Origin of the sequence: Collimonas sp. (assembly GCF_039923675.1) — a bacterium.
Taxonomy (GTDB): domain Bacteria; phylum Pseudomonadota; class Gammaproteobacteria; order Burkholderiales; family Burkholderiaceae_D; genus Collimonas.
Window position 1 is genome coordinate 1 of record NZ_JBDTCG010000060.1, and the last position, 26,712, is coordinate 26,712.

A 26,712-nucleotide genomic window follows, 5' to 3' on the forward strand; every position below is an offset into this window, starting at 1 on the left:
CGCCGGTTTCATGGCAACCGGACTCAATTCAACCCCGGTCTGCTGCGGCCACGCCCAGACGCCATGCAAACGCCAATCCCGGTGCGCGTCCTCAATCAAAATCTGCCAGCGCGCCATGTCCAACAGCGGCAACTTCACGGAAAAATTACCGCGCACATCCGGATGTATCAGCAAGTTGATGTCTTTCTCGGGCAAGGTGGAGTGAATGAAGCGCACATGCAGGGTTGGATCGGCTTCCGGTAGCAATGCGTGATCCGAAGGGCCGTCGACGTTGTGCAGGACTCCGCTCAGCACGCCGCGCATGGCGTCGTAGCGCAAGCTGCCGTTGATGCTGCGGCGGATGGCTTCTTCGTCGCGCCGCAAATCCTGGTTGATGGCGTTTCCTTCTTTGTAGTAATCATCTTCCACCATCGCATCCTGCCGGGTAAACGCCAACCAGCAGGTATAGCTGGCGGCCACCACGACTATCGCCGGACCCAGCATCACGAACCAGGGCCAGCGCTGCACGTACCAGGGCCGTGCGACAACAGGCTGGCGTGCAGTCAAATTTATCCTGTTATTCATTTTTCATTTTCCTCATTCCGATATTGTTCACCATGGCGTGCGTTACCGCGGCACATAAAATACGGCCTTTTCTTTCACCTGCGATTTATCGTTATCGGCCGCTTGCAGCTTGAAAAATATGACGTTGGAGCCTGGCTTGCCGGCGCCGTGCGGCACTCTGACGCGCACCGGAATCAGGCGCGTCTCGGTACCGGCCAGCGCTACCTGGTCGTCGGTCGAGAAGGTAATGCCATTGATGCCACTCACGCTGATCTGGTAGCGATGCGGCGCTTCATCGGTGTTCATCACCTGCAGGCGATAGACGTTTTCAACCATGCCTTCTTCCACTTCCCTGCCCATGGAGCCGCGGTCACGGATCACGTCGACTTTAAGTGGGGTGCGCATGATCAAGGTACTGAAAACAATCACCGCTATGGTGAGCAGCACGGTGCTATAGACGAGTACGCGCGGACGCCAGACTCTCCGTAGAATTTCCCGCGCCGACAAGTGTTCGGCCAGGGCGTGCTCGGTCGAATAGCCGATCAGCCCGCGCGCGGCGCCGATTTTATCCATGACGCCGTTGCAGGCGTCGATACACGCGGCGCAGCCTATGCACATGTATTGCAAGCCTTCACGGATATCGATTCCGGTAGGGCATGCCTGTGCGCACATGCTGCAGTCGATGCAGGTGGAAGGCGCCGCCGATGCCTTGTCGTAACGGGCGGAGCGCGGTTCGCCGCGCGCCGCATCGTAAGTGATGATGAGGGAATCGCGGTCGAACATGGCGCTTTGAAAGCGTGCGTACGGACACATGTATTTGCATACCTGTTCACGCATCCAGCCAGCGTTGCCGTAGGCGGCGAAGCCGTAGAACAGGATCCAGAACCATTCCCATGGCCCGAGTCCAAGCGTGACGACTTCCCGCGCCAAATCGTGAATGGAGGTGAAATAGCCGACAAAGGTAAAACCGGTCCAGAGCGCCACGGTAGCCCACGCAAGATGCTTGGCGCTCTTGCGCAGCAGTTTGCCGACCGACCAGGCCTGGCGGTCGAGCCGCATGCGTGTACTGCGCGGCCCTTCTACTTTGCTTTCTATCCACAGGAATATTTTTGTGTACACCGTCTGCGGGCAAGCGTAGCCGCACCAGACCCGGCCGGCGACGGCGGTAAACAAAAACAGCGAGAGCGCACAGATAATCAGCAGCGCCGCAAGATAGATGAAATCCTGCGGCCACAGCACGATGCCGAACAAATAGAATTTGCGCGTCGCCAGCTCGAACAACACCGCCTGGCGGCCATTCCAGCGCAGCCACGGCAAGCCGTAGAACACCATCTGCGTCAGCCATACACATAGCCACCGCAGCGTGTTGTAGCGTCCGCTAACGTCACGCGGATAGATTTGCTGCCGCGCCTGGTACATCTTGATGACGGCGGTTTGTGGGGTGGCATCACGCATGTTCACTATCTGGCACCTTGATGGCTATTGCGGGTTGCCGGCGGCCTGGTCCATCGCCACCATCTTTCCAGGATGGTTCGACAAACTCCATACGTAGGCGGCCAGCACATGTATCTTGGGTTCGCCAAGGAAGTCCTTGAACGAAGGCATGGTGTTGTCGCGCCCTTTACGGATGGTTTCCATGATGGTGTCGACGCTGCCGCCATACAGCCAGATCTTGTCGCTCAGGTTAGGCGCACCTATGGTCTGGTTGCCGACACCGCCGGGGCCGTGACAAGCCATGCACACCGTAAACTTCGACTTGCCGAACACAGCACGGATCGGATCATGGGTTGAACCGGACAGGCTCAGTACATAATTGGCGACGTTCTCGACATCCTGGTCCGATCCCAGCACGGCGCCCATCGGCGGCATCACGCCATGGCGGCCTCCCATGATCGTCGTCTTGATGGTTTCGGGATCGCCGCCGTGCAGCCAGTCGTTGTCGGTGAGGTTGGGAAAGCCTTTGTTGCCGCGCGCGTCTGAACCGTGGCATTGCGCGCAATAGGTCAGGAACAGGCGCTCGCCGATGGCATGCGCCTGCGGATCGGCGGCGACGGTTTTCAGATCCTGGTGCAGATACTTGTCGAATACCGGGCCGTACTCGGCATTGGCCTTCTTCAATTCATCCTGATAGGCGCCGCTGGACTTCCAGCCCAGCTTGCCGCCGAACGATCCCAGCCCCGGATACAGCGCCAGGTAGACCAGCGCAAAGACGATGGTCAGGTAGAACAGCCACATCCACCAGCGCGGCAGCGGATTGTTCAGTTCTCCCAGGTCGCCATCCCAGACATGGCCGGTGGTGTTGTCTGCCGGATCCTTGCCAGGGATCAGCGTGACCTTGCTGCTGCCTTGCGACCACAGCAACAGGCCGCAGCCGATGATGCTGAGTATGGTCAGGATGGTGATGTACGGGCTCCAGAAGCCGTCGGTAAAATCAGCCATGTTGCCGCTCCCTGGCGATGAGTTCTTCCCTCGCCGTATTGAATTGCTGTTCGTCGTCGGCGAACGGCAATAGCGCCGCTTCGTCAAAATCCGTCTGGCGCTTGCGGAAGTAACTCCACCAGATGATGCCGATAAAGGTGATGAAGCTGATCACGGTGATGCCGCTGTGTACATTGATCAAAAAATGTTGGATGGCCATGATTACCTCTCCGCCTTGATCTGAATTCCCAATCCTTGCAAATAAGCGATCAGGGCGTCTTCCTCGGTCTTGTCCTGCAATGCCGCCGGCGCTGCCACAATTTCGGCATCAGAGTAAGGATCGCCGAGGCGCTGCAAGGCGCGTAAATGCGGCACGATATCTGCCGGCACCAGCTTGGTCTGCGCCAGCCATGGATAGCCCGGCATGTTCGACTCCGGCACCAGGTCGCGCGGATCATGCAGATGCGCGCGATGCCATTCGTCGCTGTAATGGCCGCCTACCCGCGCCAGATCGGGGCCGGTGCGCTTGGAGCCCCATTGGAAGGGGCGATCGTAGACCGACTCTCCGGCGACGGAGTAATGTCCATAGCGTTCCGTCTCCGCACGGAACGGCCGGATCATTTGCGAGTGGCAGTTATAGCAGCCTTCGCGTATATAAATATCGCGCCCGGCCAGCCGCAGCGGCGAATAAGGCCGCAGACCGGCAATCGGTTCGGTGGTCGACTTCTGGAAAAACAAAGGAACAATTTCCGCCAGACCGCCGACGCTGACCACCAGGATCACCAGCCCGATCAGCAGCCAGTGATTCTTTTCTATCGATTCATGTGAGAACTTCATGCTGACACTCCAGGTTCAAATTGGATGGTGCGCGCCATCACGCTTCCACCGCGTCGGTCGCATCGGTTGCATCGGTGGCAACATCCACATCGACCGCGACCTTGTCCGCAGACCCGCCTGCCGGCGCCACGGGATGCATGCGTGGTATTGCGATGCGTGCATCCACCGGCAAGCTGTAACGCATGGTCTTGAACACATTGAAAGCCATCAGCAGCATGCCGCTCAGGTATAGCAGCCCGCCAAAGAAGCGCACCACGTAGTAGGGATAAGTCGCCTTGACCACTTCAACGAATGCATAGGTCAGCGTGCCGTCCGGATTCACGGCGCGCCACATCAGGCCCTGCATGACGCCGGCTATCCACATCGCCGCGATGTACAGCACGATGCCGATGGTCGCCATCCAGAAATGCAGGTCGATCAGCTTCACGCTCCACATTTGCTTCTTGCCGACCAGGCGCGGAATCATGTAATACATCGATCCCATCGTGATGAAGCCGACCCAGCCCAATGCGCCGGAGTGGACGTGGGCGATTCCCCAGTCGGTGTAATGCGACAAGGCATTGACCGTCTTGATTGCCATCATCGGTCCTTCAAAGGTCGCCATGCCGTAGAACGACAGCGACACCACCAGGAATTTGAGGATGGGATCGGTGCGCAGCTTGTGCCATGCGCCCGACAAGGTCATCATGCCGTTGATCATGCCGCCCCATGACGGCGCCAGCAGGATGAGAGAAAACACCATGCCCAGCGACTGCGTCCAGTCCGGCAACGCGGTGTAGTGCAAGTGATGCGGACCGGCCCACATGTAGGTGAAGATCAGCGCCCAGAAATGGACGATCGACAAGCGGTACGAATAGATGGGACGCTCGGCCTGCTTGGGAATGAAGTAGTACATCATGCCGAGGAAGCCGGCTGTCAGGAAGAAGCCGACCGCGTTATGGCCGTACCACCATTGGATCATCGCATCCTGCACGCCGGTATAGGCCGAGTAAGACTTGGTCAGGGTGGCCGGCATCGACATGCCGTTGACGATATGCAGCAAGGCTACCGCCAGGATGAAGGCGCCGTAAAACCAGTTTGCCACATAGATGTGCGGCACCTTGCGTTTGGCCAGCGTGCCGAAGAACACTACCGCATACGACACCCACACCACCGCGATCAGGATGGTGATCGGCCATTCCAGCTCGGCGTATTCCTTGCCGCGGGTGTACCCCATCGGCAAGGTGATGGCGGCCAGCACGATCACCAGCTGCCAGCCCCAGAACGTGAATGCGGCCAGGCCATCCGAAAACAGGCGTACCTGGCAGGTGCGTTGCACCACATAATAGGAAGTCGCCATCAGCGCGCTGCCGCCAAAGGCGAAGATGACCGCATTGGTGTGCAAGGGCCGCAGACGACCGAAGGTCAGCCACGGTATGTTGAAATTCAATTCCGGCCAGGCAAGCTGTGCGGCAATCATCAGGCCGACCAGCATGCCGACCACACCCCACACAATCGTCGCAATTGAAAATTGCTTGACGACCTTGTAGTTGTAGCTAAGCGCTCTTTCCACGTCTTCTCTCCCCGTATGCCACTATCATTCCCACTGTCATGAGGCGAGATTAGTTCTCTACGGCGCGCAATTCTTTGATGTGAATCAAACGATGTGAAATGAGCTGGATTTAATCGGGCGTGCCGTTGTCTGGCGCCGACAAAGGGGCGCTTGGTTCTATCGGCGCAGTGCTGTCGTCATCCTGCAGGATTCTCAACGCAGGCCCGACCATGTCATCGAACTGACCGCTGTCGGATGCGCGAATGAACACCCAGATCGCCACGAATACCAGCGCGGTGCTGATCGGAATGAGAAGATAAAGTGATTCCATCGGCTATCTCCTAGATTTCTCTGCGCAAGCGCAATGCATTGACCACCACCAGCGCGGAACTCAGCGACATGCCTGCGGCCGATAGCCAGGGATTGAGCAAGCCCAGCGCCGCGGCCGGTATGGCCAGCAGGTTGTAGACGGACGCCCATGCCAGGTTCTGGCGAATCACGTGCATGGTTTTTCTACCCAGCCTTGCCGTATCGGCAATCGCCGACAAACGGTCTGACATCAGCACCGTGTCGGCATGAACTTGGGCCAACGCGGCGCCCGCCCCCATGGCGAACGAGACGTCGGCCGCGCGCAACACGGCCGCATCGTTCACGCCATCGCCGACCATGACGACAATCTCGCCCCGCCGTTGCAAATCCTGCACCAGAGCCAGTTTCTGCGCCGGCAAATGCTCGCCGAAGGCGCCATCCATCTGCAACGCATGGGCGACCTGTTGCGCTACGCCGCAATCGTCGCCACTGAGCAGCAGCACTTTCTTGCCAAGCCGTTGGAAATACGCCACCGTCTCCCGTGCGTCGTCACGTATGGCGTCGGCCAAATCGAAACGCGCCAGCCAGCGGCCCGATTGACCGAGAAATACCGGCGTCGCCACTGCCTCCCGGGAAACGGTGGCAGCAATCGCACAGCCAACGATACCGGCAACGAACGCGGCCGAACCTAGCCGATAAAGAATGCCGTCGATTTTAGCCTCCACACCCTCTCCCGCAACCTGCCGCACAGCCCCGGCCAGCAAGGCCGGCGCCTGTCCCTGCCCCGCTGGCAGCATCTGTGCAGCGCCGGCAATGGCGACTCCCAGCGGATGGGCGCTGGACACTTCCATGGCGGCGGCGATCTGCAGGCAATGCTCTGCCGACCAGTCGCCATATGACTCGATGTGCTGCAGCGCCGGCTTGCCCTTGGTGAGCGTGCCGGTCTTGTCGAAGATCACATAGGTAGCCCGGTACAAGGTTTCCAGCACATGCGGCTGCAAGATCAACACGCCGCTGCGCACCAGCCTGTCGGTGGCGGCGGCAAGCGCCGACGGCGTAGCCAACGACAAGGCGCAAGGACAGGACACCACCAGCACGGCGATCGCTATCGGCCAGGCGCGCGATGGATCCAGCCATTGCCAGGCGCAAAAAGCCAGCAGCGCGCACAGCAGCAAACCCACCACGAACCAGGCGGCAACCTGGTCGGCCCATTGTGCGATCCGCGGTTTGCTCAGCGCAGCCTGTTCTGCCAGCTTGAGCAAGGCAGACAAGGTGCTTTCATGCAAGACGCGGCTTACCCGCACGATCATGGCTTGTCCGCAATTGACTGCACCGCCTGGAACAGCATCGCCGATGTTGCATATTTGCGGCTTGCTTTCGCCAGTCAGCAAGGAAACGTCAACACTGCCGGTCCCATCGAGCAATATCCCGTCTGCAGCCACGGCTTCGCCCGGCTTGACCAGTATCAGATCGCCCACGCCCAGCGTTGCCGCGCCGACGACATCGGCGTGCATGGCGTTGGGATAATCGCGCAGCCTGGCGGCGGAACTCGGCAGGGCATACTGCAAGCGTTCCAGCGTCGATGCCGCCTTGCGCCGCGCCACTAGTTCCAGGTAACGGCTGCACAGCAGCAGGAAGATGAACATGGCGACGGTATCGAAATACACTTCGCCATGGCCTCGCAGGGTCGCCATCGCGCTGCCTGCAAATGCCGCCACAATGCCGATAGCCACCGGCAGGTCCATGCCGAACCTGCGCAGCTTGATGCCGAGCCAGGCGCCGCTCAAGAACGGCAACGCCGAGTAACACACTACCGGCAATGTCAGCAGCAGGCTTGCCCAGCGCATCAGCTGGAGCTGGTCGTGATCGATGCTGCCAGCCGTGGCGAAATATGCAGGCGCCGCGTACATCATGACTTGCATCATGCACAGTCCGGCGATGAAGGTCTGGCGGAACAAGCGCTTGCCGGCACTGCGCAACTGCTCTCCCTGCCGCACCGCATCGAAGGGATAAGCCGCATAGCCTATCTGAAGCAAGGACTGCAGGATATCGCTGGGCTTGCATTGCGTCTTGTCCCAACGCACATGCAGGCGCTCGGTCGCCACATTCAGGCTGGCGCTATGCAGGCCGGGAATGGTCGCCAGCCTCCGTTCAATCAGCCAGACGCAAGCGGCGCAACGGATGCCGTCCAGCGCCAGGCTGGCTTCGAGCAAGTTTTCATCCGAGCCGTCGGCGGTCGCAAATTTCCGGCAGGCGTCTTCTTCGTCATACAGGCGTAATTCGGGCGGAATCAGGCCGTCGCCTTCGACGCGCTCGGAAAAGACGCTGCGCGTGAGGTAATAGTCGGCGCAGCCGCTGTCGACAATGGCCTGTGCAACCGCAGCGCAGCCCGGGCAGCACATCGACTGCACCGTCGCCCCTATCTTGACCGACCAGAGAGGCTTCTGCGAATCGGCAAGCAGCGGCAAGCCGCAATGAAAACAAGCGCCGGCGGCAAACGGAATCGCGCCGTCCGATGGCATGGCTGCGGTGCCGACAAGAATCGCACTCAACGCCCTGCTCCCGCCGGACTGATGCAAATGGTATCTAGCCAGCCCGGCGACAAGCCATGCGCCAATCGCACGATGCCGACGACGCCGAACAGCAACACGATCAAGCCGCCGGCGATCCTTACGCGCCTGTCGCGCAGCCAGGTTTTCAACCGCATGCCAAGCATGCCGATTGCCAACAGCATGGGCAAGGTTCCCAGTCCGAAAGCCAGCATCACCTTGGCGCCCGACACGGCGTCGCCGCTCAACATCGCCGTCAGCAATACGCTATAGACCATGCCGCACGGCAGCCAACCCCACAGGCCGCCCAGCATCAATGCCTTAGACGGGCTGTCCATGGGCAGGAAGTATTTGATGGCGGGCTGAAGACGGCGCCAGACGACCCGGCCTAATCCCTCCAGGCGGTTGAGGCCGCGCCACGCTCCCATCAGATGCAAACCGAGCGCGATCAATATCAGGTTGGCCAGCCAGTAAGCAGCGATTTGTAGCGACGATAGCGCAGCAAAAGTACGCAAGCCCTGCGCCACACCGCCGGCAATCGCGCCGGCCATGGCATAGCTGGCGATCCTGCCAGTGTTGTACGCAAACACCCGCGACAACGTACCGACTTGATGAGCTATAGACTGCACCGGCCCGCCATTCGCAACCACCAGCCTTATCGGAATTGCCCCAGCCCCGGGACCGGCCGCCACCGACAAGGCGCTGACGATGCCGCCGCACATGGCGATGCAATGCACGCTGCCAAGGAGTCCGATCATGAAAATAGGTATCAGGTTCATGCTTGCTCTGCCCCGCTCAAGGCTCAGTTGAGTGGCGCAACGGACTCGTTGCGGAATCCGGATGGCGATCGAGCAGCATGCAGGTATTGCGCAGCAACGGCGCGTCAAAAACCAGGGCTTCCACTGCGGGTATCGATTTTCTGGGAATTAACATGTACAAGCTCCGGCAATGGAATGCATCCGCAGCCGGGATTGATCACAGCTACCGGACCGAGCGTATCTCGCGATGAGAGCAGTGGCTTTGATATAGATCAACTGATCGGTAACGACAAACTGTCGCCGCGTCGCCTGGTGCCATGTTTTCTCTATCCTCTGCATCCCTTGCTACGACGGCTGCAACATTTTCAGGTCAGCCCTCCGCGAAATATTGCATCTTAGATAAGAAAATAGTTTCTCTGGTCTTGAACCAGATAAGGTATATGATGAATTATTGCCACACAGAAATATCCTCAAATCATTAGTCACCATTTCACGCCTGTAATCGAGATTGCAAGGTTTTCGCTGTTCTTCCGATCCCGTTGAGCCAGGTGACGCACGGGCACTCAGACAGATGCTCAAACAATGCCTTGTTCCATGAACATCAATGCATTGATCACATATAGATGGATATCTATTTATGAAAAGCGTGGTGGTCAGGCATGGGGTTCTCGTCGGCTTTACGCTGGTGGAGATGCTTGTCACGATTACCGTGGCCGCGATCTTGCTGGCGATCGCCATACCCTCGTTCACGTCCATGTTGATGAATAACCGGCTGTCGACACAGGTGAGCGTCCTTTCGGGTGTCATGCAATATGCGCGCTCCAGCGCACTCACGCAAAACATCAATGTACAGGTCTGTCCATTTTCCACCACCGGCTCGATTACCTGCGGGGCCAACTGGAATTCAGGATGGATTGTCGCGACAAAACCTGCCGCCGGAACCGGCACGTTATTGAAAAGCTACCCGGTAAGTTCAAACGCTCCGACGCTATCGTCAGCGACATCCACCGTGCTCTTTGATACGCGCGGACTGGCGGTGACCCAAGCCAATTTCAAATTTTGCGACAATCGCGGTGCGAGTTTTGCGCGCTCTTTACAGGTGGCGCTAACCGGATCCGTCATCCTTGGCCCGACACCAGGCACGGCAATTTGGGGGGGCGCGCTAAGCTGCCCATAGGGGGATATCTGATGAACCATCAACACTTTCGTCGCAGCCCTTCCGGATTTGCCATGCTGGAAGTCCTGATTGCGTTAGTCGTACTTGCCTTCGGCATGATGAGCATCGCCGGGATGCTGCTGATATCTCACAAAGCCAATAGCTCGAGTTACATCAAACAGCAGGCGGTGCAATCCGGCTACGACATCGTCGACCGGATCCGTAGCAATAGCCAGGCAGCCATCGCGGGCAGCTATAACGCCAACAACCTTACCACTGGCAATACGCCGACGCTGCCAGGAACCCCGTCACAAAACTGTTCCACGTCAGCGTGCACGGCGAGCCAATTGGCGAGCTACGATCTTTGGGTCTGGCTGGTACAAGATCTTGCGCAATTGCCGAATGGGAGCGGATCAATTGCCACCAGCGCCGCGGGTGGTAATACCCAACTTATCGTCACTGTGCAATGGGATGATAGCCCGGCTCAAAGCAAGCTTGGGGCGGCCGGCAGTTCGCAGGCGTCTCATCCCAACCTGGCGCAATTTATCGTGCAGACCCTGCTATGAAGCACATCCGCAAACATGCGCGTGGCGTTACTTTGATCGAGCTCATGGTTTCGATGGTTATCGGCTTGTTCTTGAGTGGGGCAGTTATCAGCATTTATCTGGCAGAAATACGGATATATCAATCCTCCACCTCTCAAGCCGGAATCCAGAATTCAGAAAATGCCATTGCTGCGCTGGTGACGCCGCTGGTGCGGTCAGCCGGATTCAACGGCTGCGCGACCTTGTCGCAATCGATTTCCAATCTCAATAGCGGCGGCTCGCCTCCGCTCGGAACGCTGGGCGCCTCCCCCAATATGCTGGTCGGCTATGAAGCAAGCAGCAGCGGCGCATTGACCATTGCGCAAGATAACAGCGCCAATGACGCGCAAGCCAGCGATTGGTCGCCAGCCCTTGACGCCGCACTCGTCGGCAGCGTCGAGGCCAGCAGCGATGTGCTGGTGCTGCTTGGCGCGGCGCCTGGCACAAGTCCGGTTGGCGTCACCGCAGCGCCAGTCGGCGGCACTGCCTTGATGCTGCAAAATACCGGTGGCTTGGCCGCCGGCCAGATCGGCATGGTTTCCGATTGTCTCAAGGCTAGTGTTTTTCAAATTACCGCTGTCACGTCGAGTACGGTTTCGCATGCCGCCGGCAGTGGCGCCATGGCCAATAGCGCTAGTGTGCTGTCGGCCAACTATGCCCCCGGCTCGCAATTCATTCCACTGCAACAGACTGCTTTATATGTCGCCCATGGCCCAGGCGATCAAAGCATTCTGGTACGCGCCACCTATAGCGGCGGCACCTGGAGCGCGCAGCCTTTGGTGCCGGGCGTCGAAGCAATGCAAGTGCTATACGGGGCAGGTAGCAATGGCCTTGTCACGCAATATGTCGTCGCCAACGCGGTGGCTGACTGGACCAAGGTCTATGCCGTGCGCCTGGGTTTTCTGCTCCAGGGACAGCTTGGATCAGGCACCACCTCGACTATCGGTTCCAGGCAATTCACCGTGCTGGGAAACATCATCACCGCTCCCGCTGACGGGCGCTTGCGGCATGTCTACGAGATGACCGTACATATGAGAAACGCGATATGAAACCCTATCCCCGGCCTTTGCTCCTGATGCATAGCCAGCGTGGCGCCACCTTGTTCATTACAACGATCATGATGCTGCTTCTGACCATACTCGCCCTTGGCGCAATGTCGCTCAACAGCATGCAAACCAGGATTGCCACCAATGCGGCCGACGCGCAAATTGCATTCCAGACCGCCGAGGGCGCGCTCAACCAGGCGCAAACCAATATCATTGCCGGCAATTACCCGCCCGGTACGTTCGTCGCGAACAGCAATGGCTTATACACATTTGCTCCAGCCAGCGCGCCCCTATGGACCACTGTGAACTGGAGCAGCAGCAGTGCGGCCATCCAAAGTTTCACCGGAAATTCGAGCGCTCCCGCCGCCTACATTATCGAGCAACTGCCATCCGTTATCCGTCCGGGCCAGAATTATAAAAAGCAGACCCAGGTGTTTCGTGTGACGGTACGCGCGGTCGGCGCCAGCGGTGGCGCGCCCGTCATGCTTCAAAGCACTGTACAAATTCAGCAGTAAGCGCTACGCGCAGAGGATGCCATCATGCAGCAGGGACGCAAACGCAGGATAAGCCTGGCAAGACTGCCGACAATCGCGGCGATCGGAGCGGCCGTCTTGCTCGTGGCTTCGTCGACCACCGTTTCTCTTTCCGCCAGCGCCGGGACCAGCGTCGTCTTGCCGATTTCCCTGGTGCCGCTGACCGTCTCGACGCCGGCGCACCCTCAGGTGCTTCTCGTCGTCGGCAATTCGGAATCCATGGACGGTACTTTGAGCGGCGCAATCATGACCGGCTCAGGTAGTTTATCGTCCAGCCTGAACACACTCATCGGTTCCAGCTCTCCCGCGAGCTACAGCGTCCCTGCCGGCTTTACTCCTCCGGTTACAGCGGCCAATTCGTCAGGCAACGCGCCTTATACTGCATCCCAGAACGGCAACCTGGTCGACAATGGGGCAAGCCGCTTGAACGTCGCCAAAGCCGGCCTGCAAGCGATCATTCAGGCGTACATGCAGAATACCGATTTTGCGCTGGAAAGCTACAGCACCAGCGGCTCGTCTCTTTACTCGACATGGGTCTACTACATGTCCCCCACAACGAGCGGCTTCACTTTTACCAGTACCCAGGCCAACGGCTCCCGTTATGTAGCGAATCCATGTTACGGTTACACCAGCGCTTCATCGACCGTCCAAAGCAATTGCACGTCGATCGTCAATGCCGGCTTGTATACCAAGACCACTTTGTCGGCTTCCACGTATATGCAGATCGGCGCCTCCAGCGACGATGCGAACATCAATGACGTGCTCTATACCAGCGGCTCGCTACCCGGCATTTATGTCGATTATGGCAGTATCAGCCCCGCGACTCCTTTTCCGCCGAACTATTCATTGAGCAGCTACAACAATGGAAATGTTTCCGTCTCCTATGGCGCGGTAGCGCCGAGCAACGGCAGCAGCACGACCAGTCCGACCAACGCAGGATTCGTACCGTATTCGCCTCAGGTCATGTATGCGCAGCGCGGCTTTGGCTATGGTGGCACGCAGTCGGCGACCAGCGGCGCCATCAATGTCACGATGCAAAGCGCGGGCGCCGTTCCCACTACCATTTCCGTGGCTGCGGCGGTGAATACTTTCCTGCCTTACCTTGCGCCGGAAACCAACAATCTTTCGACCACAGAACTCAAATCCATGGCTGGCCAGGCAGCGACCGCAGGTTTGCTGGCAAAGGCAAAAAGCTATCTTTCTACGGTGACTTCGTCCACCACCGGCTGCACGCCAAAACAGTATGTGGTGCTCATTTCCGATGGCTTGCCAACCCAAGATCTGGCAGGAGCGTCCTGGCCACCACTGGGCAGCGCCGCTGCCGCGGGGTATGGCTTGACTGCCACCTTCAACGCCGACGGTTCCTTGAACTCGACCAACGATCGCGCGTTGACGGATACCATCGCCAACCTCGCCATTTTGAACAGCGCCGGCATCAAGACGTTTATCATCGGCCTTGGCGCCGGCGTGGACCCGACCCTCAATCCCCAGGCGGCGGCGACCTTGCAGGCGATGGCTATTGCCGGCGGCAGCACCAGTTACTATCCTGCGACCAGCCCCGCTGCTCTTGTGAACGACCTTAACAATATTCTCATCTCGGTCCAGAGCGGCTCGCTGTCAACCACCGCGGCTGCGGTCAATTCGGTCTCACTGCAAAATGGCACGGTCGAATACCAGGCCAGCTTTAATTCGAACGACACTCCGTACCAGGACTGGACCGGCAATCTCTTCGAAAAAGCCCTGGATCCGGTCACGGGGACCCCCACCGGGGCGCCCATTTGGTCAGCACAGGGTCTATTGGATGCGCAAGTGGTTGGCAACGGATGGCTGACAGGCCGTCTTATCGCAACCTGGAATCCCGCCCCCCTGATCGGCAGCCCCAGCGGCGTACCGTTTCAAACGCTGAGCTTAAGTCTGGCGCAATTGAAACTGCTGCAACCGCTTGATCTTCTTGGCGCCAATCGATTGGCATATTTACGCGGCAATACCGCGTTGGAGCAGCGCAACGGCGGCACTTTCCGCAATCGCTCGCATATCCTTGGAGACATCGTCGACAGCCAGCCGGTGTTCGTCGGCGCGCCTTCAGCGCCCTATTTTTCCGCGAGCTACCTGGCCTTTCAGCAGACCTACGCCACACGTCAGCAAATGCTGTATACCGGCGCCAATGACGGCATGCTGCATGCCTTTAACGCAGCCACAGGCGTCGAGCAGTTTGCTTTCATACCAAATGGCGTCCTCGCCAATCTGCTGCCTCTTACGACGCCGCTATACAATCAGAATCATCTTTTCTTTGTCGATGGCGCACCGCAGGTAGGCGACGCCACATTTGCCGATGGCAGCTGGCATTCGCTCTTGGTTGGCGGTGAAGGCGCAGGCGGGAAAAGCATCTATGCCTTGGATGTGACTAACCCGCAATCCCTGACCACCGAAGCCAAAGTGGCTAGCGCGGTTTTATGGGAATTCGCCGACACGGATATGGGACTGAGCTATAGCGAACCGCAAATTGCGCCCATCAATGCGTCACCGAGCTTTGCCATTTTCTTTGGCAACGGCTACAACAGCCCGAATAACAAGGCGATCTTGTACGCAGTCAATCCGCAGACCGGCCAGACCATCAGCAAGATCGACCTGTGCGCCGCCGTCGCGAACGCTTGCAGCAGTTCCTTGCCCCAAGGACTGTCAACGGTGGCCATCGGAAACTCCGACGGCCTGCAAGGCCAGCCGATCACGCAAATCTATGCCGGGGACTTACAGGGGAATCTCTGGGCAATTGATGTCAGCAATTCCGACCCGACCAAATGGCAGGTGCGATTGCTATTCCAGGCAAGGGACGCCAGTGGCAATGTCCAGCCTGTCACGACAGCGCCACTGGTTACCCTGCACCCGCTTTATCCCCGCCTGCAAGGACAATTCATCATGTTTGGCACTGGTCAATTATTGACCTCGACAGACCTGACCAGCCAGCAAAAGCAGAGCGTATATGGCATCTGGGATAAACCGGGAAATACAACGGTACCGCTGCGCAGCAATCTCCAGGCACAGACGCTCACGGCGGTGACGGTTGCTTCGCAAAATCTGCTGACCAGCACCAGCAACAGCGTTAACTGGGCAAATCAATTCGGCTGGTATGTCGACCTGCTGACAGCCGGCCAACGCATCGTCACCGCGCCGCAACTGCTCAATGGCGCATTTCTGGCAACCCTGAATACGCCACCGGGCAATGCCTGTAGCGCCAGCTACGGTGCGATGCTGCTCGAACTGAACTTCCAGACGGGCGGCGCCTTCAGCCAGGCTCAACTCGACATTAATGGAGACGGCGTCATCAACGCGAGCGACAGCGTGAACGGCAGCTATCCGGTCGGCATTGGTCTGGGTTCTGGATTTGCGAGCGCTCCGGTGCCGATTGGTCCGAACAAAGGGAATCAGATGGTGAAACTGATTACGCAATCGGGAGGACAGCAGACGTCGGTTCGCGATCCTAACAACACGCCCCGCGCAATTTCATGGTGGCAGCTTTAAGGAGGCCTTGCATCATGTGCTCAATTTTTTTTCCCAGGCAGCGTCACCGCGGTTTTACGCTCATTGAGCTAATGATTGTCGTGGCGATTACGGGAATTCTTGCGGCCGTGGCCTATCCGTCCTATAGTATTTATGTACTCAAGTCGCATCGCGCAGACGCATTGACGGCACTGGCGCAAAACCAGATTATTTTAGAGAGGTGCTACGCGCAAAGCTTTTCCTACAGCGTTGCGTGTGCCGCGCTTCCGATCTTTCCGGTCGCCTCGCCGCAAGGGTACTATTCGGTTTCTGAGCCGCCGGCGAACCTGACGGCCACCACCTATAAGCTTACCGCTACCCCCGTCGGGACACAAATCAAAGACACCACCTGCGCGACAATGTCTGTCGACCAGGCAAATAATCAAACGGGATTGGATTCCAGCGGAAATCCACAGTCCGCTTGCTGGCATCCTTAAGTCAAACTTCATGCACCCACGTCGCATCGGGTCTATGCATGCGCCGCAGCCGATGTCGGACGGCCAGCCATTCTCCGATCGTGATTTTTTCCACCAGCGTAATCAGGCCGCGCCGCTCAATTGCGGCAATGGGTCAACTCATAGCTCTGCACACCTTCGTAGGCATTCATCATGCGCGCCAGCTCGGAGACCGATGTCCCTTTCTTGCTGTCAATCGCTACCGCGATGAAATGCCATTTTGCGTGTCTGTCGCGCGAACTGATCGTCAGCGAATCGCCATCGATCTCATAGCCCCGCTCGAAAGCTATTTTGCGCAAGGCTTCCTCACGCGGCACAAAATCCTTTTCGAATTCCACCGAGACGGCGACGCCCGCGCGCGACGGCAGCCAACGCTCCAGCTTGACCACCCAAATCATGCAAGAGGTGCACAGCAGCGTAAGCGATATCGCCGCAATGTAGAAGCCGACACCGACCAGGACGCCAATGGCAGATGCCGCCCAGATGGATGCCGCCGTCGTCAGCCCCCGGATATTCAACCCCTCTTTCATGATCACGCCGGCGCCCAGGAAACCGATACCGGTGACCACCCCTTGCACCACGCGGGTAGGGTCAGGATTGAGCGGCAGCCCGGCATGTCCGCCATACCAGAGGCTCGGATAGCCAACGAACACCGTAAGCGCTGCCGACGCCATGCAGACCAGGCCGTAAGTGCGCATTCCGGCAGCGCGGCCATGGAATGCGCGTTCGTAGCCGATCACCATGCCCAGAATCAAGGCGCCCGACAAGTTGAAGAGTATGAGGATATTCGCGGCAACCACGGGGGCCGACCAATAGGCGGCCAATGAATCAAGTGAGAGCATGTCTGTGTATTTTTCTTCTGTGTTGTTTTTTACATCCCCGGCAATAGGGGTGCGGAAAGGCGTTTATCGATGCTTTAGTGATTGTACCGCTGGCAACAAGATTTCATGGCAATGTTGACAAAACATGCAGGGGCCGCCGACATTTCAACGTTGTCACTGAACCGCCCTTGAACACCTCGACCAGCGGCTCCATATAACTCCATGATCGTCCTCAACCCAAAGGAGCAACCCTCATGAGTCCGCAAGAAACACAAGCTTTGCAAGATTTCCTGAACCAACTTACCCAGGCAAGAGGCATCGCCAAGGATCCGCAAGCCGATGCATTGATTGCAAGCGCTGTGGCGCAGCAACCTGATGCAGCCTATTTGCTGGTGCAGCGTGCGCTGTTGATGGACCAGGCGCTCAACGCGGCCAAGGCGCAAATCGCGACATTGCAAAGCCAGGTGCAGTCGGCACAGGCGCCTGCGCGCGGCTTTCTCGATCCGGCAAATGCGTGGGGGAACAGTGCCGCGCCTGCGTCACGACCGGCAGCTATGGCGGCGCCATCTCAACAACCGCCAATGCAGACGCCAGCCGCAGCGCCAGGGGGTTTTGGCGGAGGGATAGGCAATGTGCTGGGTAGCGTCGCAACTACTGCTGCGGGTGTTGCCGGCGGGGCGTTCCTGTTTCAGGGGATAGAACATCTGATGGGTGGAGGCAGCAATCACAGTGCGGGACTGTTTGGCCAGCAAGCTGCGGCGGCGCCGGTAGAAAATACGACTGTTAATAATTACTACGGGGATGATGCGTCATCGGACGATCGTTTAAACAGCGCCGATAACATCGCCAGTAGCGACCTTGATACGGACGATGGTTCGCTGGCGTAACCCACTTCTTTTCCACTCTCTGCGCAACACGCAAGCCGGCATGCAAGAGTCATCCCCGGCTGCGACGCGCAGTCTCACCAAAATCAAAAGTGACCATCGGCATTTGGACTGATTGTTTGTGGAAAAATAAAAAAAGGACCTTTCTTGCGACAGATCCTTCTCTCTCCGCCGGTGAAAATGTCGCCTGTTAACGGGCGGCCCAGCAATTTCCGACAAAAGTCGGGTCGGTTGATGTACTCACCCCTCTTGCTCCGGTGTTATCCAATGTGAACGTACCGCACTTATCAGCTGTTCCGGTCGGCACCGCAGACAAAGTGTAGCTAGTCCCGGCGCCGGCGCTAATTCCGATATTGTATTTCGCGCTTCCACTAGTTGGCGACGCAGGCGCCGGCAACGTCGTTTGCGAAGTATTGGTATCCGCAATTGGAAACTTGTTATTCACAGTGTATTGCTGCTGCATCCAGTTGCTATCTTGAAGCAATGCCGCCATTGCAGCAGCGCGGTCGCCACGCTGCACATAAGCACGGTAACTGGGCACGGCAACCGCCCCCAGAATGCCTATGATCACCACGACGACCATCAGCTCAATTAACGTAAAACCGCGCTGCCTGGCTATATTTTTGAATTTCATCGACGCCCTCCTGATTCAAATCTGTCTTTACATCGGTTAATTGGGCTTCAGCGACAATTGTCGCCAGCGACGTACCGCCACGCCTATGAGCTGGGTTTGCAAACAATGAGGCAATCCATCCGCGCCAATTGTTTGTATGCACAGCTTTGGAGGACTGGTAGGAATCGGCACCCCACCACCAGCCGTTCCCGGAATAACACCTGCACTCAAGTTCACATCCGTTGGCGTACCCGGTTGAAATATTTGGTATTGCGGCGCATAAGCACCGGTCAAGAAATTCACCCCCATGCTTAGTGAAGAGCCGCCACCAGCGCAAGGATCCACGGTATTCGGGGTGAGCGACGTCGATAGCAAAAGAATATTTTTCATAATGACCATATCTCCCACGGTACGCTCGCCTGCATCCAGGTAATCGATATACCAACCGCGTTGAGACGCCCATGTCAGCGCATTACTTGTCAGCGTCCGGCCAATGACAACCCCACCGACCGAAACGCTAGTCAACACTTGCTGCTGCAATTGGCTACGGCCGGTTACCGCAGCAGCTCCAGGTTTATCCCAGATGCCATACACGCTTTGCGTATCGGTGTTGGCAAGATCTTTCGTCTCATAATATTTGCCGGTACCGATCATTACCATATAGCCACCGAGTGGATGGGCCGCTATTACAGGCCTTTGCACAATCGGCTGAATGACAGAGCTGGCGTTTTTTGCAACGAACAAAGAACTCGAGCTCCATTTTGATGTATCCGTTGCATTGCTTAAGTCAAACTTCCAAAGATTTCCTTGCAAGTCACCTGCATATGCGCCTATCACCTGGCGCCCGGCGTTATACAGCAAAGCAGGAGCCGATAAGCCATTTGGCAAGGTGCTGCTGCCGACACCGGTATCAATTTTTTTAATTACGAGGCCGGTTTTCATATCCACCATATACAACACCGCGTGACCATTCACACTATTGTAGCCATTGCCGAAAATGGCCACCCACTCGCCGTTGGCCAGCAATACCACGGCAGGCGCGCCCAGTACATTGCCCATATCGGCATCGCTGTTGTCGTTGTTGTATTCCCATAAGACGCTACTCTTGTTCAAAGAGCTTGGCGTCGTCACATCTAATGCAAAAACGCTGTTGCCGCCTGCACCGGTGGTACCCAGCAAGATATTTTTCCAGGTGCTGCCGATATAAGCATCCCCTTCTCCCAACGGGCCGTCGACAAAATAAGTGTGGCCATAGTTGGGGTCGCTCAAGGTCTTCAGGTTGGGATAGACACTGTTTGGAATGAAAGCAAATTTTTCGCTGCCGGTGCTCGCATCGAACCCGTGCAACATGCCGTCGTTGGCGCCGACATACAACATCGCGCTGCGCGCCGGCTTGGTCGTATTCACAAACGTCGTATAGGTGGCTCCACCGCCATTTGCAACCGGCAGCACCGAATATCCAAAGTCATTGGTTTGAACATACAAGAGCGACGAATTGACGATATCGCCAAGTTTGTTCTGGCGATAACGGAAGATGCCACTGCCGGTACCATCGGATGCCTGCTCCATTGCAGCATTACCTCGCAGATAATCCACGACGTCACTGGTACCCAGCGAGGCTTGCTGGCTGGTTGTCCCGCTAGTCAGATTAGTCCATGCGAAATCGACCGCAGCCTTCGACGTCGGATTCCAGGTCACTATATTGCGCGATCCCCAGGCTGGCAACAGCGTCGCAGCGTCCCATTGCAACGCACCTGTACTGCCGTCAGAGTTAAGAGTATTGGCCTTCAAATGGCCTGCCCATATGCCGGCGTCAAAGCTGGTGCTGTAAAAATAGGCATTGCTTTGGGCGCCACCCACATTATTAGCCTGACCACCGCCCGAACCTGTACTACGGCCAATCTCAGCCAAAATGCTGTTCAAACCTGCACGCAATAGCTGAGGATTCTTTGCGCTGAAATATCGGCCATGACCATTGACCGCTGCATGCCACAAATCGTCAATTGCGGTGCTGGTGTCAGCGACAGGTTTGGGCCAAGCAGTTGTTCCTGCTTTGATATTCGCGAAGTCGCCGGTAGTTGCGGTTTGATAGTCCGCCACATATTTTAGCTTGCCGCTGGCTCCCAGTCCGATGGTATGGGTTGTCATGTGCTGCCAGGTTGCAGGGTCCGTCGGCGTTGCCTTGATTTTTCCTACCGTACCGCCATTGCTTCCGCGGACGCCAATATCGTTAATCCAGTACTTCATTGCGGTGTCCGCCAAGGTATTCGAATAAGCTGTTTTTCCTTCATAAAAAGGAGGAGGGAAATTGCTGCCCGGCGTCAGCGCGGTACCAGAAACCGGATCATTTTTGACTGGCGCCAGCAAGGTCGGCACGACACTGTCCTGGTTACCGATTGTGCTCGGCACGGTTCCGTTCCAATAGCCATCGGTCGAAAGAATCGTAAAATTGGCTTGGCATTTCAGCTGGACCGGATCCGGCGCACTTGACGCGCCGTTGATGCCGTTGCCGGAGTAGTACTGCCCAACCTGATTCAAAGCGTCAATAAGCGGCGTCCCGCCGGAAGGAACAATCGCATACAGCTTTGTGTACCATTTAATCTTTTGCGCGGTGTCAAAACCACCTACCGCCAGAAAATTGTTGGAGTTGGCGTTAATCGTAGCAAAACCGACGCGGAAACGATTATTGATGCCAGAAAATGCGGCGCCCAAGGATGTTTTTGTCATCAGGATCCGGGTTCGGTAAAAGGAAAACCAGTTGGCGAAATTCTGCATTTCTTCTGCATAGCTGCAAGTCGTCGTACTTGACGTGCAGTCAGTACGGCCTGTGGCATGCGGATAGGTTGCCCCCGAAAGAATGTCCACGCGCTTGTAGTTGGTGTCCGAATCTTGGCCGGCAGAACCGTCAGGTATGCCGCTACCGGCCACCGTAGAGGTCTTGGCTCCGGTTTGCGTCCCGTTCTCGGTACCGATCCAATTGTAATAAAACGCATAACGTGCAATGGTGCCTGTCGTTGACGTACTACAGTTGGAATTCGCGGTGAACGGGGACGCAGGATTGTATAGCGGAAGGGTGATGGGCGATCCCGCGTTGCATCTGACTCGCAGATCCAATTTTGTCGTACTAAGATAGGGATCCACGAGCGTATTGGTGACATCCGCCGCTGCCATCGGCGTTACGCCATCCGCCTTGGAAATACCCGGTGTATAGAGAGTGGCCGGATTATAGTAAATCTGGTTCCAGGTACTGGAAAAATAGGCCTTCATGTTTTTAAGGCCGTCAGACTGATTTGCACTGAGCGCCGTATATTCAAAGGTGGCGTCAGTCCCTGTAACACTCCCCCACACCATACTGCCTGAGTTATCCAGCATATACATGATGTTAGGCGGCGGCGGTACCGGCAAAAACAACGGCGACTGAGCGATGTCGGCGAGTGCTACGCCCGATACCGCTGCCATTCCCAAGCAAGCGCAATGCGCAGCCACCTTGATCAGCCTGCCTAGCGGCAGCTGCAATAATTTCGTTCGCAACATGGAATACTCCCTACGCTCAGAATTTTAAATAGCTTTGCAGCAGAACCACTGCATTTGTCGTGACATCCATGCCACGCCCAGTGATCCGGTATACCTTGTCCGTCAAGTCGCGCTTAGGCTGGGTCGGTCCCAAGCCTATCGTCAAGGTCACATCTTCGATGATGCATTGCGGCTGCGGCGGCGTGCCGCCAGTCCATACGACGCCGCTGGGCAACGTCACCGCCGGCAACTTGGCGGTTGTCGCTGGCGCCGCCCCGCCCCATGTCGCGCTGTTGTCCCATACATTTGGATTAGTCGTCGTGGCGGTCAACATGCTACTGAGCGTCTTGCCCCCGATAGAGTTGTTTTGCGCCCCTGCTTCGCAGTAGCGCAAGGCTCGCTCCGCCGCCTGGAATGCAGCTTGCTGGTTGCGTGCGTTAGCCGCCATCTTTTCATCCAGCGTCACGTTGCGAATGGCCACTGCGCCAATCAGCATCATGATGACCAGGAAAATCAACACCATCGGTAACGTGATGCCGGATTGCCGGCTTTTTTTATTTGCCATAATAGGTCTGATGAATTGGTCTGGTACTGGTCAGCTGACCAGACTCGCAGCCGCGTTGTTACGTATCGTAAAAACGCGTGTCATGGTGGTATGCAACAAATGATCGCTCGCCGTGGTGGAGGTTGTAGCGTTGCATTTGTAATAAACCTGTCCTGTCGATGTGCTTATCACATTGTTGGTACTGTGTATCTCCAGACAGACGGTGACGGTAACCACACGATCCCAGCCCAGTCGGTTGTTGCCATTGATGGTCGCAGTGCCGGCCGTGCTTGCACTCGCCATCGCTTGCATGGGCGTATATTGATTGCCCGTATCAATACCGTAATTGACCGTCATGTTATCGACATTATTCAATAGCGCAACCGGGTTGCTGCCGGCGTTCCCCTGGCAATACAAAACCTTCTTGGTCGTATCGAGATAAAAGCTGTTGGAGACAAGACCGCCGGTAGTGCTGCTGGAGCCTACAGCCTGGGTGCCGCTGCAATCGGTACCGGCTCCGCTGATCGGACTATTGGTGGAATCGTAAGGCTCGCTGGTATAGCTTGCCGTAAAAGCATTCGCAGTCGCGGTGGCGGCGCAGGTTGGCGGCACGGTCATCGGTGTGGCATAACCATTGTCGCAACCCATCAACCCGGTCAGCGTCGGGTACGCCACAGGCGGAAAGTCCGTTGTGTTGCCTGTCATCATATTGCCGAACCCGGCCTGCATCAGGCTACGTTCTATTACTCCAAGAGCGAACCGGCCGTCTTCCTGTATCCGAGCATTGTCGTCATTCAGGCGAGAGCTGGATTTGCTATTGAAGTAGAGGCTGCTGAGAAACAGCATGATGATCAAACCGATTGTTAGCGACACCATCAATTCAATCAGTGTAAATCCGCGCATCTTGCGGCCATCGAAAGCTACGACCGATCGGAAACCCATCATGGCGACACCACCGTCAGAAAACAGCGCATCGCGGCTTTGTCCGCAGCGCTCATGGAAGTAGGAAACACTGTGCTATCACAACTGGAATCGGTAACCGTGTTATTCGGCTCATTGAAATACACCGTCACAATGAAGCCATTCGCGCTGGTGCCCGACACCGTGCCCCAACCACCTGCCATCGCGCTACTAATGCCGAGGCGCCAGTTATAGATGTCCTGAGCTGCAATTTCTGACGGAAGGCAGGCATTCGCGGTGGCGCAGGCAGATGCAGAAGCATTGGCGGCATATGTGCCTCCTGCAGTGTAGTTACCGGCGTTGGCGCCGACCGCGTTAGCGCGTATCCGGTCGCCGATATCGCCGCTATACTGGCTCGCCAGGGAACGGAAATTCGCCACTTTCTGATAGCGCAGCGCAGCCACCTGCAACCCGGCCAGCCCCAGAAGCGCAAAAGCAGAAATCGTAATCGAGATCAATACCTCGATCATGCCGACGCCTCGCTGCCTGGAACGCCCGCGGGATGTTTTCATATTCAGCAAAGCCATGTCTCTGATCTCTCTTCTCTGTCTCAAAGAACTCAAGTTGGGCAAGCAGTGGTTCCGACCGGGAGGGCCGTTGTCCGCCCGCTAGGAGAAAAACACACCAGGCGCGAAAAATTCGTATTAAATGCAAACGTAAAATAATCCGGCGGCGCAGGCGACGGTATGCCGGTAGCGTTATAAGTAATGGTAGTCAACGTGGGAGTGGTCGCCGACGAGGTCGGGGCAATCGAAGTTCCTGTTGTAAAAGGGCCCTGGCGCGCCAGAATATTTGCACTGGTCGGCGCCGTAAGCGCCGTTCCCACATATATCAGCCAACCACTGGTCCAGTCGGTGGTAGTCGTGTCGCAGACAGGACTTGCCTGAGTTTCTGCGTTTGCACTGCGGCACATGGTTACTGCGCCGCCGCGCTGAATCGCTTCCGAGCGCGCCAGCATCGTCGCGCCGATAAATTCGTTGACGTTGCCGGACAAGCGATTCTGGCTGATGAAATTCCCCATCGTCGGTATTCCCACCGCCGCCAGGATAGCCACGACGACAATTGTGACCATCAATTCAATTAACGTGAATCCCCTGCTTGCTATAGACATGGTGTATTTATCATTCTTTTCAATATATGAGAAAAATTCAGCGTTTCTTTGCACGCTACACTCCCCCAAAAATGCTGATTTAAATCAATACCGGATTATAGATTTTGCGTTTCCATAAAGAAACCATCTAGAGCTCCGTCCATCGCCACAACTGCGCCACTCATCTGTTGCCATTTCAAAAAAAACAATTACAGCTTTTTTATGTGCAAAATAATCATCATTTGAACCATGCAGGCTTATGATCAGCGCAGCTCCTTGCCCCCACCGCCAAATGTTATAATCCGCGCTTCCTGCGAATGGGCTGATAGTCGCCCGGAATGCGGTGCGGCACTGCCGCTGCAAGCGACCGATATTTTCGCTGCGCAGCAATCTTTGCCGCCTTAGGCCATCCTTAAAGTCCTTGTCCAATGTCATGCATAGATTCCGCATGGCTTTCATCTAACGGAGTTTGTTATGTCGGCAACAATGCGGCCAATCCGCCTGCTCATGTTTTTCCTGCTGGCGACGCTGGCATTTTCCGCGATGGCCATCGAGCGTGATTTCCCCGCCACCACCCTGCGCGGCAAGATGACCATCACCGACTATCCCAACGTCACGATGAGCGGCAACGTGCTGCGGCTGTCGCCCGGCTCGCGTATCTGGAATACCCAGCAGTTGACGCAGATCCCCAGCTCGCTGGGCAGCGACACTTACCTGGTGAATTACACCTTGAACGTGCAAGCCGATATCGACCGCGTCTGGATCCTGACGCCCGACGAGGCCAGCCAGAAGATTGAAGCGCAACGCAATAGCCAGAAACGGTAATGAAGTAGTCATGGAAAAAACGATGCAAAAGAAAGTATTCATCAAGACCTTCGGTTGTCAGATGAACGAGTACGACTCGGACAAGATGGCCGATGTGTTGAACGCTTCCGACGGGCTGGTCAAGACTGATCGCCCGGAGGATGCCGACGTGATCTTGCTGAATACCTGTTCGGTGCGCGAGAAGGCCCAGGAAAAAGTATTCTCCGACCTCGGCCGCTTGCGCGAGCTTAAGCGCCTGAATCCTGATCTGCTGATCGGCGTCGGCGGCTGCGTGGCATCGCAGGAAGGCGCGGCGATCGTCAAGCGTGCGCCGTATGTGGATATGGTGTTCGGCCCGCAAACCCTGCACCGCTTGCCGGAGATGATCAGCCAGCGCCGCGCCACCGGCAATGCGCAGGTCGACATCAGCTTTCCTGAGATCGAGAAATTCGATCACATGCCGCCGGCCAAGGTCGAGGGCGCGACTGCGTTCGTCTCGATCATGGAAGGTTGCAGCAAGTATTGCAGCTACTGCGTGGTGCCCTATACCCGCGGCGAAGAAGTCTCGCGCCGCTTTGAAGATGTGCTGACCGAAGTGGCGGGGCTGGCCGAGCAAGGCGTCAAGGAAATCACGCTGCTGGGCCAGAACGTCAATGCTTTCCGCGGCGTCATGGCGGATGGCGAGATCGCCGACTTCGCCCTGCTGATCGAGTACATCGCCGAAATCCCCGGCATCGAGCGGATCCGCTTCGTCACCAGCCATCCGAAAGAATTCACGCAGCGCCTGATCGATACCTACGCCAAGGTGCCGAAACTGGTCGACCATTTATACCTGCCGGCGCAGCATGGCTCGGACCGCATCCTGTCGGCCATGAAGCGCGGCTATACCGTGCTGGAATACAAATCGGTGATCCGGCGCTTGCGCCAGGTGCGTCCGAACATCACGATCTCCAGCGACTTCATCATCGGCTTCCCGGGCGAAACCGATGCCGATTTCGAGGCGCTGATGAAGCTGATTACCGATATTGGCTACGACAACAGTTTCAGTTTCATTTTCAGTCCGCGTCCAGGCACGCCGGCGGCCAATCTGCAGGACGATACGCCGCATGAAGTCAAGCTGAAGCGGTTGCAGCACTTGCAATCGGTGGTGGAACAGAATATGGGCAAGATCAGTGCGGCAATGGTCGGCACCGTGCAGCGCATCCTGGTCGAAGGTCCGTCCAAGAA

Annotated in this window: 26 protein-coding genes and 1 pseudogene; 9 read left to right on the top strand and 18 right to left on the bottom strand. The window is 57.0% G+C overall.

Features of this window, described 5'->3' with window-relative positions; all coding sequences use genetic code 11:
• From ABI171_RS13580 to ABI171_RS13625, 10 genes and pseudogenes are all read right to left on the bottom strand, one after another.
• The coding region (locus ABI171_RS13580; RefSeq protein WP_348093096.1) for a FixH family protein at positions 1-564 on the bottom strand (564 nt) is incomplete at its 3' end.
• A 42-nt stretch (positions 565-606) separates the two neighbouring features.
• Positions 607-1,998, bottom strand: coding sequence for a cytochrome c oxidase accessory protein CcoG (gene ccoG, locus ABI171_RS13585; protein WP_348093097.1), 1,392 nt, complete (start codon positions 1,996-1,998; stop codon positions 607-609).
• A gap of 24 nt (positions 1,999-2,022) precedes the next feature.
• Positions 2,023-2,982 (bottom strand): cytochrome-c oxidase, cbb3-type subunit III, encoded by a 960-nt coding sequence (gene ccoP, locus ABI171_RS13590; RefSeq protein WP_348093098.1) that lies wholly within the window; start codon positions 2,980-2,982, stop codon positions 2,023-2,025.
• Positions 2,975-3,181, bottom strand: coding sequence for a CcoQ/FixQ family Cbb3-type cytochrome c oxidase assembly chaperone (locus ABI171_RS13595; RefSeq protein ID WP_348093099.1), 207 nt, complete (start codon positions 3,179-3,181; stop codon positions 2,975-2,977). The genes ccoP and ABI171_RS13595 overlap by 8 nt, the downstream gene beginning before the upstream one ends.
• A gap of 2 nt (positions 3,182-3,183) precedes the next feature.
• Complete coding sequence (ccoO, locus tag ABI171_RS13600; RefSeq protein ID WP_348093100.1) at positions 3,184-3,798, bottom strand: cytochrome-c oxidase, cbb3-type subunit II; 615 nt, start codon at positions 3,796-3,798, stop codon at positions 3,184-3,186.
• Between the two features lie 151 nt (positions 3,799-3,949).
• A pseudogene (gene ccoN / locus ABI171_RS13605) lies at positions 3,950-5,350 on the bottom strand (cytochrome-c oxidase, cbb3-type subunit I); the annotation flags it as partial.
• A 109-nt stretch (positions 5,351-5,459) separates the two neighbouring features.
• Complete coding sequence (gene ccoS / locus ABI171_RS13610) at positions 5,460-5,660, bottom strand: cbb3-type cytochrome oxidase assembly protein CcoS (protein ID WP_348093101.1); 201 nt, start codon at positions 5,658-5,660, stop codon at positions 5,460-5,462.
• Between the two features lie 10 nt (positions 5,661-5,670).
• Positions 5,671-8,190: a heavy metal translocating P-type ATPase gene (locus tag ABI171_RS13615; RefSeq protein WP_348093102.1), complete on the bottom strand. Its 2,520-nt coding sequence runs from the start codon at positions 8,188-8,190 to the stop codon at positions 5,671-5,673.
• On the bottom strand, positions 8,187-8,966 hold the full coding sequence (locus ABI171_RS13620; RefSeq protein ID WP_348093103.1) for a sulfite exporter TauE/SafE family protein: 780 nt from the start codon (positions 8,964-8,966) through the stop codon (positions 8,187-8,189). Before ABI171_RS13620 ends, ABI171_RS13615 begins: the two co-directional genes overlap by 4 nt.
• Positions 8,967-8,982: 16 nt before the next feature.
• Positions 8,983-9,120 carry a hypothetical protein gene (locus tag ABI171_RS13625; protein WP_348093104.1) on the bottom strand — a complete coding sequence of 46 codons (138 nt, stop codon included), beginning with the start codon at positions 9,118-9,120 and terminating at the stop codon, positions 8,983-8,985.
• Positions 9,121-9,582: 462 nt separating this feature from the next.
• Between ABI171_RS13625 and ABI171_RS13630 the strand changes: the two genes are divergently transcribed.
• The 6 genes from ABI171_RS13630 to ABI171_RS13655 are packed head-to-tail and all read left to right on the top strand — an operon-like array spanning position 9,583 to position 16,238.
• A complete protein-coding gene (locus tag ABI171_RS13630) occupies positions 9,583-10,122 on the top strand; it encodes a GspH/FimT family pseudopilin (RefSeq protein WP_348093105.1) in 540 nt (179 codons plus the stop codon).
• An 11-nt stretch (positions 10,123-10,133) separates the two neighbouring features.
• Positions 10,134-10,667 (top strand): type IV pilus modification protein PilV, encoded by a 534-nt coding sequence (pilV, locus tag ABI171_RS13635; protein WP_348093106.1) that lies wholly within the window; start codon positions 10,134-10,136, stop codon positions 10,665-10,667.
• Positions 10,664-11,734, top strand: a complete 1,071-nt coding sequence (locus ABI171_RS13640; RefSeq protein ID WP_348093107.1) for a PilW family protein — start codon at positions 10,664-10,666, stop codon at positions 11,732-11,734. The genes pilV (ABI171_RS13635) and ABI171_RS13640 overlap by 4 nt, the downstream gene beginning before the upstream one ends.
• Positions 11,731-12,246 (top strand): PilX N-terminal domain-containing pilus assembly protein, encoded by a 516-nt coding sequence (locus ABI171_RS13645; protein ID WP_348093108.1) that lies wholly within the window; start codon positions 11,731-11,733, stop codon positions 12,244-12,246. The genes ABI171_RS13640 and ABI171_RS13645 overlap by 4 nt, the downstream gene beginning before the upstream one ends.
• Before the next feature lie 24 nt (positions 12,247-12,270).
• The gene (locus ABI171_RS13650; protein ID WP_348093109.1) at positions 12,271-15,783 is read left to right on the top strand and encodes a PilC/PilY family type IV pilus protein; all 3,513 of its coding nucleotides are present in this window, start codon (positions 12,271-12,273) and stop codon (positions 15,781-15,783) included.
• 14 nt (positions 15,784-15,797) lie between these two features.
• The gene (locus ABI171_RS13655) at positions 15,798-16,238 is read left to right on the top strand and encodes a type IV pilin protein (RefSeq protein ID WP_348093110.1); all 441 of its coding nucleotides are present in this window, start codon (positions 15,798-15,800) and stop codon (positions 16,236-16,238) included.
• A 116-nt stretch (positions 16,239-16,354) separates the two neighbouring features.
• Here ABI171_RS13655 and ABI171_RS13660 read toward each other — a convergent pair whose 3' ends face one another.
• Positions 16,355-17,098: an MgtC/SapB family protein gene (locus tag ABI171_RS13660; protein ID WP_348093111.1), complete on the bottom strand. Its 744-nt coding sequence runs from the start codon at positions 17,096-17,098 to the stop codon at positions 16,355-16,357.
• A 233-nt stretch (positions 17,099-17,331) separates the two neighbouring features.
• On the opposite strand from ABI171_RS13660, the gene ABI171_RS13665 reads away from it, so the two are divergent.
• Positions 17,332-17,964, top strand: a complete 633-nt coding sequence (locus ABI171_RS13665; RefSeq protein WP_348093112.1) for a DUF2076 family protein — start codon at positions 17,332-17,334, stop codon at positions 17,962-17,964.
• 187 nt (positions 17,965-18,151) lie between these two features.
• Here the strand turns inward: ABI171_RS13665 and ABI171_RS13670 are convergent, their stop codons facing one another.
• From ABI171_RS13670 to ABI171_RS13700, 7 genes are read right to left on the bottom strand one after another with little or no spacing between them, the layout of a single operon-like run.
• A complete protein-coding gene (locus tag ABI171_RS13670) occupies positions 18,152-18,595 on the bottom strand; it encodes a type IV pilin protein (protein WP_348093113.1) in 444 nt (147 codons plus the stop codon).
• Positions 18,596-18,631: 36 nt separating this feature from the next.
• Positions 18,632-22,108, bottom strand: coding sequence for a PilC/PilY family type IV pilus protein (locus tag ABI171_RS13675; protein WP_348093114.1), 3,477 nt, complete (start codon positions 22,106-22,108; stop codon positions 18,632-18,634).
• 16 nt (positions 22,109-22,124) lie between these two features.
• On the bottom strand, positions 22,125-22,652 hold the full coding sequence (locus tag ABI171_RS13680) for a PilX N-terminal domain-containing pilus assembly protein (protein ID WP_348093115.1): 528 nt from the start codon (positions 22,650-22,652) through the stop codon (positions 22,125-22,127).
• A gap of 30 nt (positions 22,653-22,682) precedes the next feature.
• On the bottom strand, positions 22,683-23,576 hold the full coding sequence (locus tag ABI171_RS13685) for a PilW family protein (RefSeq protein WP_348093116.1): 894 nt from the start codon (positions 23,574-23,576) through the stop codon (positions 22,683-22,685).
• A complete protein-coding gene (pilV, locus tag ABI171_RS13690) occupies positions 23,573-24,103 on the bottom strand; it encodes a type IV pilus modification protein PilV (protein WP_348099302.1) in 531 nt (176 codons plus the stop codon). Before pilV (ABI171_RS13690) ends, ABI171_RS13685 begins: the two co-directional genes overlap by 4 nt.
• Positions 24,104-24,150: 47 nt before the next feature.
• Entirely contained in the window at positions 24,151-24,756 is a 606-nt protein-coding gene (locus tag ABI171_RS13695; protein WP_348093117.1) for a GspH/FimT family pseudopilin, read from the bottom strand.
• Positions 24,757-24,786: 30 nt separating this feature from the next.
• Complete coding sequence (locus ABI171_RS13700; RefSeq protein ID WP_348093118.1) at positions 24,787-25,116, bottom strand: hypothetical protein; 330 nt, start codon at positions 25,114-25,116, stop codon at positions 24,787-24,789.
• 39 nt (positions 25,117-25,155) lie between these two features.
• Here ABI171_RS13700 and ABI171_RS13705 point away from each other — a divergent pair, with 39 nt between their 5' ends.
• Positions 25,156-25,506 carry a hypothetical protein gene (locus tag ABI171_RS13705; RefSeq protein ID WP_348093119.1) on the top strand — a complete coding sequence of 117 codons (351 nt, stop codon included), beginning with the start codon at positions 25,156-25,158 and terminating at the stop codon, positions 25,504-25,506.
• A gap of 22 nt (positions 25,507-25,528) precedes the next feature.
• Positions 25,529-26,712, top strand: a 1,184-nt coding sequence (gene miaB / locus ABI171_RS13710) for a tRNA (N6-isopentenyl adenosine(37)-C2)-methylthiotransferase MiaB (RefSeq protein ID WP_348093120.1), incomplete at its 3' end; no start/stop codon positions are given.

What these genes read in the sequence shown, in the direction of transcription:
- ABI171_RS13620 (WP_348093103.1), bottom strand. Translation starts at nt 8,966, where the DNA reads ATGAACCTGATACCTATTTTCATGATCGGACTCCTTGGCAGCGTGCAT.
- ABI171_RS13655 (WP_348093110.1), top strand. Translation starts at nt 15,798, where the DNA reads ATGTGCTCAATTTTTTTTCCCAGGCAGCGTCACCGCGGTTTTACGCTC.
- ABI171_RS13660 (WP_348093111.1), bottom strand. Translation starts at nt 17,098, where the DNA reads ATGCTCTCACTTGATTCATTGGCCGCCTATTGGTCGGCCCCCGTGGTT.
- ABI171_RS13680 (WP_348093115.1), bottom strand. Translation starts at nt 22,652, where the DNA reads ATGGCAAATAAAAAAAGCCGGCAATCCGGCATCACGTTACCGATGGTG.
- ABI171_RS13665 (WP_348093112.1), top strand. Translation starts at nt 17,332, where the DNA reads ATGAGTCCGCAAGAAACACAAGCTTTGCAAGATTTCCTGAACCAACTT.
- pilV (WP_348093106.1), top strand. Translation starts at nt 10,134, where the DNA reads ATGAACCATCAACACTTTCGTCGCAGCCCTTCCGGATTTGCCATGCTG.
- ccoO (WP_348093100.1), bottom strand. Translation starts at nt 3,798, where the DNA reads ATGAAGTTCTCACATGAATCGATAGAAAAGAATCACTGGCTGCTGATC.
- ccoP (WP_348093098.1), bottom strand. Translation starts at nt 2,982, where the DNA reads ATGGCTGATTTTACCGACGGCTTCTGGAGCCCGTACATCACCATCCTG.
- ABI171_RS13595 (WP_348093099.1), bottom strand. Translation starts at nt 3,181, where the DNA reads ATGGCCATCCAACATTTTTTGATCAATGTACACAGCGGCATCACCGTG.
- ABI171_RS13650 (WP_348093109.1), top strand. Translation starts at nt 12,271, where the DNA reads ATGCAGCAGGGACGCAAACGCAGGATAAGCCTGGCAAGACTGCCGACA.
- ABI171_RS13670 (WP_348093113.1), bottom strand. Translation starts at nt 18,595, where the DNA reads ATGAAATTCAAAAATATAGCCAGGCAGCGCGGTTTTACGTTAATTGAG.
- ABI171_RS13705 (WP_348093119.1), top strand. Translation starts at nt 25,156, where the DNA reads ATGTCGGCAACAATGCGGCCAATCCGCCTGCTCATGTTTTTCCTGCTG.
- ABI171_RS13685 (WP_348093116.1), bottom strand. Translation starts at nt 23,576, where the DNA reads ATGATGGGTTTCCGATCGGTCGTAGCTTTCGATGGCCGCAAGATGCGC.
- ABI171_RS13645 (WP_348093108.1), top strand. Translation starts at nt 11,731, where the DNA reads ATGAAACCCTATCCCCGGCCTTTGCTCCTGATGCATAGCCAGCGTGGC.
- ABI171_RS13640 (WP_348093107.1), top strand. Translation starts at nt 10,664, where the DNA reads ATGAAGCACATCCGCAAACATGCGCGTGGCGTTACTTTGATCGAGCTC.
- ABI171_RS13630 (WP_348093105.1), top strand. Translation starts at nt 9,583, where the DNA reads ATGAAAAGCGTGGTGGTCAGGCATGGGGTTCTCGTCGGCTTTACGCTG.
- ABI171_RS13675 (WP_348093114.1), bottom strand. Translation starts at nt 22,108, where the DNA reads ATGTTGCGAACGAAATTATTGCAGCTGCCGCTAGGCAGGCTGATCAAG.
- ccoS (WP_348093101.1), bottom strand. Translation starts at nt 5,660, where the DNA reads ATGGAATCACTTTATCTTCTCATTCCGATCAGCACCGCGCTGGTATTC.
- ABI171_RS13700 (WP_348093118.1), bottom strand. Translation starts at nt 25,116, where the DNA reads ATGACATTGGACAAGGACTTTAAGGATGGCCTAAGGCGGCAAAGATTG.
- ccoG (WP_348093097.1), bottom strand. Translation starts at nt 1,998, where the DNA reads ATGCGTGATGCCACCCCACAAACCGCCGTCATCAAGATGTACCAGGCG.
- ABI171_RS13625 (WP_348093104.1), bottom strand. Translation starts at nt 9,120, where the DNA reads ATGTTAATTCCCAGAAAATCGATACCCGCAGTGGAAGCCCTGGTTTTT.
- pilV (WP_348099302.1), bottom strand. Translation starts at nt 24,103, where the DNA reads ATGAAAACATCCCGCGGGCGTTCCAGGCAGCGAGGCGTCGGCATGATC.